Raw genomic sequence first — 6,726 nt, 5'->3', positions numbered from 1 at the left:
CTATTTCCCGACGAACGGTTACTTAAAAGAGAACCCAATAGAATCGCAAGACAGAGAACAGGGACGTGCAGCTATTTGTCGCCTCCTCTGTTCTCCAGGTTCTACTCCTATCCTCTCACCCCTATCGATTTGTTCCATATTCCTGCAGTCAGCCGAATACGGTAATATTTGGGTATATGAACCCCGAGGTTATCAAAGGACGATTTCTGGTAAGCTATCCTCTCGTGGATTCCCTGTAATTGACTTCCTCCCTACGCCCTTTCCCGCCAGAACAAATCGATAGGGGTGTGAGTGTGGTCCTGTGGATTACCGTCAGGATATATTCGCCCCTTACGTCTGGAGAGCTGCTGTTTTCAGTTTCGAAATTTTCTCTTCATTGATTCTATAGCATCCGTCCATGGATTCCTCCTCGATGAACAAATCGATAGAGGTGACTCTCCGTATGCAGGGGATTCGGTGAACAAGTCGATAGGGGTGCGTCTTTCCTGTGTTTGGTCGATCGCTCTCGGTTAGTATACTATACTAACTCTCAGCACCCGGTACGTCGTGTACTTCCCTTACATCATCAGACCACTAATGAGGCGAGCGTGTGACATTATGTCACAAGGATTTACGTCGGTAGTCAGTGTCTTTGAGCATATCGATGATTTCGAATCGGCGATCGTCACTCACACCACTTGCGCAAAAATTGCTCGATGCGCTTGCAAGCGCACTGCCGAGTGAAGGAGAACTCACGTACGAGCAAGCGTACGCGATTCTCAAAGATCGCGAGGAGCTCGAGCAGCCCGCTGCCGAAGATATCATCGAACGGCTCTATATGCGAGGCCACATTTACGAAGTCGAAGGAAAGCTTCGGCTGACTGATTATCGACCTGAATAGCAAGGAACTTTCATCGTCGAGATGAGCGTGCTTGTCGTACAGTACTTCCATCCCGGACAAGATCGTCGCAATAGGGGCATACACGGGGATTTTCGGTTTCTTCTGGGGTAAACACACGAACGTATCGCTGAGTCACAAATGAACCACAGTTGCCACATTCGGGCATATCAACTCCTATTGGACGATATTTATTGAACTTTTTGCTCATGGAGACGATTCGAAAATTGCACCCTTGCTCTGGTCCGACAACACTTGGTGGTACGCTGCTCGGTATCAGCGTACATAACCACCCTTTGATGTTCACGACTCGGTTCAAGTGGAGAATCGTATTTACGCCTTCCAGTTCATCGGCTGAAGACTATGCTAACATTGCACAAACTTTTATAAAGGGGCGACCCTTACACCTAATTCCCAATACAGTTGCTATGCCCACTGAATCACGGTCCTCTCAATCGCAGTCAATCGCCCTATACCTTCCACTCGATGCACATTGGACACTCCACCACGTGTTGCTCCACCGTATTGACCGAGAAACGACTGCGGATGACCCAGTTGTTGATCCACCACCACTCGAGATTTTCCAAGCATTCGAAACAATTGACGCTGGGCGCATTACATTCTCTACCAGCCAATTGGAAGCTATGCAGGGGGTTCTCGCCGAGTACCATCATTCAACGAGTTGGTGGGAAAGCGAACGGTCTCAGCTTGAACGTCTGCTGCATGATATTGCGACCAAGCTTGACGATCAACGCTCACAGTAACGCCTCCTGGTTTACAATATGGTGATTCGCGCTACAGATGAGTTCGCCAGCGGGATCCCCCGATTGGCAAACTTTCGTGAATAGTGTAACTCTCACTTGGCGACTACTCCTATGATCTCCTCGGCAGTATGGCTGATCCGCCAGAGTCGATCTTGAATTGCGTCCGCATCATCGTCCTTCCATGCTGCGAGGTAGAACGCTGAGCCACTCGTATCCAATCCGACGTACCGACCGACGATGTACGCGACGGCTTCTGCTTCGACTTCACGCTTCGATCGCTCACACTCATCATCAACATCGAAATGTAGCAGCGCATGGGCGTATTCGTGAATCAGCGTCACCGCGAGATCCGCCTGATTAGCCCGCGTTTTTGCCTCCACGATTGGCTGGAGGTCGTACAGACTCCGCTGTTTGCAGACACCCTTTTCCTTTCCGTGTTCCCAATCGTCAGCGTCGATGAAGCGAACCGTCACCCCGAGCTCATCAGCTGCATCTTGGAGGGGGGACACGAGATTTTCAGCATTTCCGGTTGCTTCGGTTTCGAGCTTGGGAAGTGGTTCACCCTCCGTCTGAGACACGTCGAAAACAGCCGTGGGTTTGAATCCGACCAGTCCTTTCGACCACGCTTCAGGCGGCAATTCGTCATATTCACACTCACTTTGCTCGTGGTACTTGGGCGAGTTCTCGCAGTCGGGACACTGCTTTGTGATGATCGGCGCCCAGATCCAGATTCCGCTTTCGCCTTCCTTGACGTGGCGGTCGAACTCGGTCCGCCAGGTGTTGTACCCAGCGACCTTCGTCGCATTTGGACATTGAAGCGTGATCAAGAGCGTGTTCCGATGGGAGTAGTCATGGAATTTCGACTGGACATCTAGCCACTCTTGGAACTGTTGACTCGTTCTCGCCTCGTCAGTCAAGGCAGTGAGGTCGTCGATCCAGTGTTCGATCGTGCTGTGCATTTCGTCACGTCGGGTGTCGGAGTCGTCAAACGACACCGCAGAGTTAGAACTTGTAGCCATTGATTTTCGAACACGGGCGCTTTTATCGAGCGCCCCGCACCCCTTGGGGGCCAAGAAAACTTCTTAGTGGGGTCGTTCGATTTAGGGTATCTGTGTCTCTTTGGGGGTACTGTCGAATCTATCATACCGTCTGATTTAATGTATGGTTAAGAAGAGGCCGAATTTTTTATTGCGTTGAGTCAGAGAGGACAGATGAGATGGCGCTCCCTCGTATAGTTCGACAGTGGCTCTCAATGGATGAGAACGTTATTCGGGAGTGTCGCCACTGCGGGATATCACTCGACACGACCGAACAGCCGTGCTCTACCTGTGGATCGACTGAAACCGTAGAATTCGATGTTTCGTAATCCGTTTCGACGCAGGATGGGCGTTCGCATGACCTCTACGCTGATTGCTAGTAGATCGGTTACGGTCATCATCGCAAAATCGAACGCCCACTTGATGGTTTGTCACTCCCGACAAACATCAGTTCGCACTTGCCCAATGGCGAAGTTCGATACGATCGAGCAGCTGGCGAGTTGTTGCAATGGCCGCCAACCCTGGATAATCGGTGTCGAGGTCAGAATAGACATACGTTGTGAATAATTCCTCAGTTGATCGCTTGCGCTGGTGCAAATACGATTGCTGATCATGTGTCAGTTCATCCAACTGCTGCTCTATCGTCGTGAGTCGATCGTTGCACTCATTGAATGCGAACTCGCGTCGTTCGATTGCAGCTAACTCCTCACCAACGGCAGTAAGCGAACTGTGGAGTTCCTTGAGTTGCTGCCGTTCTGCTGTTATCAACGAGTATGCTTGCTGGCGGGTTTCGATCGCTTCCTCACTCGCGCTCTTGAGTTGATCCCACAACGGTTGTGACCACGTTGCTGACCCAGCTGTTAAGCCGGTTGCCACTTCGGGGCTGAATTCATTTGTAATGCTCTCCAAGACGGTGTTCTCACCATACTCGTCTTCCCAATGATCGACGGCAAGGACCGTTTCACGGTACGCTTTCTGAACCGCACTCGAAAATGTGTGTGAGGTAGACGATCGCGATTGAACTGTGCCATGCAGTGCACCACCATCTGTTCGATACGGATGCGGCGGAATCTCCTCGAGTCGGGCGAGAAAGCTTTTGAACGCATCTATTTCAGCATGAACCTGGGATTTTTCGTTGCTAATGAGCTGCTGTGCGCTCGAAAGCGACGTACGGTCAATTAATCGGCTTCTATACTGTGCCATTGCTATTGATTAACACACGGGGGAACTGGCTATTATCTCTATTGTTTAGGGCAATATTAGATAATAAATAATATTGTCTTGTGAGATATCAAAACGGCTGTGATCGCACTTATACTAATATGAGTACATGCAAGAACGCTACTTCTATAGCTGTGACACCGGTTGAATCATTATCGCACAATACGAAAGTTATTCAATGAAATCACAGCCCTCATCAACACAAACCAAGATCGAGAATATTGTTGCGATTTCTAAAGTTGATCAGGAACTCGATGTTGCACGAGTGGGTGCAGATCTACCGAGTGGCACATACGATGCCGAGCAGTTTCCTGGCGTTATTTGTCGAATCCCGACGACTCCGGCGACAATGATGCTGTATCGCTCGGGGACAATCATCAGTACCGGTGCAAACAGCATACAAGACGTAGAAAGAGGGTATCGTGAGCTGTTCACTCAACTTCGTGAGCTTGGAATTGCTGTGACAGAAGAGCCATCGATTTCGGTTGAAAATCTGGTTTCGAGTGCTGATCTTGAAACATCACTCAATCTCAATGCGCTCGCCATCGGCCTGGGACTTGAAGATATTGAATATGAACCCGAACAATTTCCGGGACTGGTGTACCGACTTGAGGAATTATCAATTGTCGTTCTCCTGTTCAACAGCGGAAAACTCATCATCACTGGAGCGAAGACAGAAACCGAGACACAAAGAAGCGTTGAGCAGGTCAAATCACGACTTTCTGAACTCGGATTCTTGAGTGCGTAGTCTACACCCATTGAACTTTACTGTCTATTTGGAAATAATAATCCAAGGAACTGAAATCTTAATTTGAGATATTTTTCTGACATTTTTCCAACTATGTTCAAAGAGTTCCGTCGTTTCGACACGTGCCTCCCTTGCGGAGTGACCAACTGCCACAAGACCGGAAAAAGCGAGCAGGGGGAAGATATCACTTAAGCTGTGGGAGGTCGCCATGCTGTTCGCGTCGTGCGAGATCACGGACGAACAACCGAAGTTGATGGACGAGATCATCACGGTCATCATATGAGTAGATTCGAGCGTCCCACCGGTCTTGAACGGCAGCAATCATCGCGCTCCGGACACCGGATTCGTGAATGAACAGTATTCGTTCCTGATGTTCGGTCGGCGCTCGCTCATTGTGCTCACGAAAGATTGCCTCAAGAATGGATCCAGTCTCGATGCCGACGCCGAGGTTATCACCGATCCTTGGGACGATGTAAATGATGGCGTTGCTTGCAAGCGCGAATTCGATACTTTGGGTTGCGGCGTCCATCTCCTCTAGCGGGATGTCGATATCGACGGCCAGAAACGCATTGACGCCTGGCTCAGTCCGAAGTCGATCCCGAGCATACAGCAATAAATCGAACACCGCTTCTTGCTGGTCAAGGTCGACGTCCGATCCGACAAGTGCACCGAAGTCCACCGTTTCTGGGATCGAACGGAGGATCTCCCGCTCGTCGGTTTCAGCTGCATCCAGCAGTGCATTCACGTCGAATGTCTTGTGTGACATCCTCCCCGCCGTTTACGGCGGGGCTTCCCCTACGAGAGGAATCCGGCTTGGCAGGTTTCAGTCCGAGTACGCCGCGAGTGTCATCTGCGAGGATTTCTCGCTCGTCTCGCGGTGGGCTGTGGCGCTGTCACAGGCGCTCCCATCCTGTGGCGAGTCACCGCGTCCGGGTTCCCAACGAACGCTCTCACCCCACGGGTTGACGCGACTGGCGATGTTCGCCGCCGCGTTAATATCTGCTTGGAACTTCGATACGTGGCAGTCGTCGTGCGAACACGCAAACTCCGCTTGTTGACTCCGGCGACCGAGACGACCGCAGGCATGGCACGTCTGCGACGTGTACGCCGCGTTGACGTACTCGACGCGAATGCCTGCCTCGGTCGCTTTGTCCTCGATTCGACCCTGTAGCCAGGCAAACGCCCATTCGTGAAGGCGGCGGTTCATGTACTTGCCGTAGTCGAGATGTTTACGGATGTACGACAGGTCTTCGAGAACGATAACCGGGTTCTCGAATCCGCGAGCGTACTCAACAGCCTTTCGGGAGGCTTTCTCAACAATATCCGTGAGTGCGTTTTGGTAGTGGTCGAATCGTTCATCCACGCGCCACTCGGCGGCGTCTCGGGACTGTAGCCGTCGGAGGGTTGTGAACATTTCTTTGCGGAGGTGTCGTGCTTGACTGCCGCTGACGAGCATCGGTTTCCGTGGTACGTCGCGTTTGAGGGCACAGCCCGTTATCAACGCGCTCTCACCTACGTCGAAACCGATATACGTTTTGTCGTCCGAGTCGGTCGGTTGTTCGACTGAGTATTCGACGGTGACGTGCAACTCCCATGACGTGCGGTGTCGCTGTAGTCGTAGTTCGCCCGCCTTCGAGTCTTCGGAGAGCAGGTCGAACCACAGGGATTCTTGATCCGGGTTGATACGGAGTGGTATCCAGAAGTTCGTCCCGCGACCGGGTTGTGGAGCCTGCCAGACGAAGCCGTGTTCGCGCTCGTCGGAGTAGTCGAACTTTGCGGCCCGGTTGACGAGTCGAAGCGGATGCTCATCGTCTAACTCCTCGGCGTCGTACGTTTTGCGGAGTTTCGGGACGTAGGATTTGAGCGCGTCTTTGGCTTGGTACGGCAGGTCGTAGGGCGTCACAACGTCGTTGACGGTAGACATTGTGTTCGCCCCGGCGTCGAAGGCGTCGTGGAGTGCGGTTCGATAGGTGTCCAAGAGTCGCTGTAGGCGTTGCTCTTTGCCCGTGGTGGGCGTGGCGAGCGTTGCCTGTAGCGTTTTCGTCACCGTCTCGGACACATCCTTAGATAGAACTTAGA

The 6,726-nt window shown here is 51.8% G+C and carries 8 protein-coding genes; 3 read left to right on the top strand and 5 right to left on the bottom strand.

Annotation, left to right across the window (positions count from 1 at the left end; all coding sequences use genetic code 11):
• Nucleotides 1-643: 643 nt before the first annotated feature.
• Nucleotides 644-880 (top strand): hypothetical protein, encoded by a 237-nt coding sequence (locus tag LIX15_RS29175; protein WP_227778298.1) that lies wholly within the window; start codon nt 644-646, stop codon nt 878-880.
• Between the two features lie 10 nt (nt 881-890).
• Here LIX15_RS29175 and LIX15_RS33895 read toward each other — a convergent pair whose 3' ends face one another.
• On the bottom strand, nt 891-1,046 hold the full coding sequence (locus LIX15_RS33895) for a DUF7563 family protein (RefSeq protein WP_425556753.1): 156 nt from the start codon (nt 1,044-1,046) through the stop codon (nt 891-893).
• A gap of 40 nt (nt 1,047-1,086) precedes the next feature.
• On the opposite strand from LIX15_RS33895, the gene LIX15_RS33890 reads away from it, so the two are divergent.
• The gene (locus LIX15_RS33890) at nt 1,087-1,641 is read left to right on the top strand and encodes a DUF7853 family protein (RefSeq protein ID WP_438267233.1); all 555 of its coding nucleotides are present in this window, start codon (nt 1,087-1,089) and stop codon (nt 1,639-1,641) included.
• Nucleotides 1,642-1,733: 92 nt separating this feature from the next.
• Here LIX15_RS33890 and LIX15_RS29170 read toward each other — a convergent pair whose 3' ends face one another.
• Together LIX15_RS29170 and LIX15_RS29165 are read right to left on the bottom strand one after the other, a co-directional pair.
• Nucleotides 1,734-2,660, bottom strand: a complete 927-nt coding sequence (locus tag LIX15_RS29170; RefSeq protein ID WP_227778297.1) for an ArdC-like ssDNA-binding domain-containing protein — start codon at nt 2,658-2,660, stop codon at nt 1,734-1,736.
• A 465-nt stretch (nt 2,661-3,125) separates the two neighbouring features.
• The gene (locus LIX15_RS29165) at nt 3,126-3,881 is read right to left on the bottom strand and encodes a DUF7260 family protein (RefSeq protein ID WP_227778296.1); all 756 of its coding nucleotides are present in this window, start codon (nt 3,879-3,881) and stop codon (nt 3,126-3,128) included.
• A 196-nt stretch (nt 3,882-4,077) separates the two neighbouring features.
• Here LIX15_RS29165 and LIX15_RS29160 point away from each other — a divergent pair, with 196 nt between their 5' ends.
• Entirely contained in the window at nt 4,078-4,647 is a 570-nt protein-coding gene (locus LIX15_RS29160) for a TATA-box-binding protein (protein WP_227778295.1), read from the top strand.
• 184 nt (nt 4,648-4,831) lie between these two features.
• Here the strand turns inward: LIX15_RS29160 and LIX15_RS29155 are convergent, their stop codons facing one another.
• Together LIX15_RS29155 and LIX15_RS29150 are read right to left on the bottom strand one after the other, a co-directional pair.
• Entirely contained in the window at nt 4,832-5,413 is a 582-nt protein-coding gene (locus LIX15_RS29155; RefSeq protein WP_227778294.1) for a DUF7509 family protein, read from the bottom strand.
• Nucleotides 5,414-5,470: 57 nt separating this feature from the next.
• Entirely contained in the window at nt 5,471-6,706 is a 1,236-nt protein-coding gene (locus tag LIX15_RS29150) for an RNA-guided endonuclease TnpB family protein (protein ID WP_227778293.1), read from the bottom strand.
• Nucleotides 6,707-6,726: the final 20 nt, after the last annotated feature.

It is taken from the genome of Haladaptatus pallidirubidus (genome assembly GCF_020700235.1).
In the GTDB taxonomy this organism is placed as follows: Archaea; Halobacteriota; Halobacteria; order Halobacteriales; family Haladaptataceae; genus Haladaptatus; species Haladaptatus pallidirubidus.
Note: the sequence above shows the minus strand (reverse complement) of the source record. Positions and strands in the feature narration are given on the sequence as shown.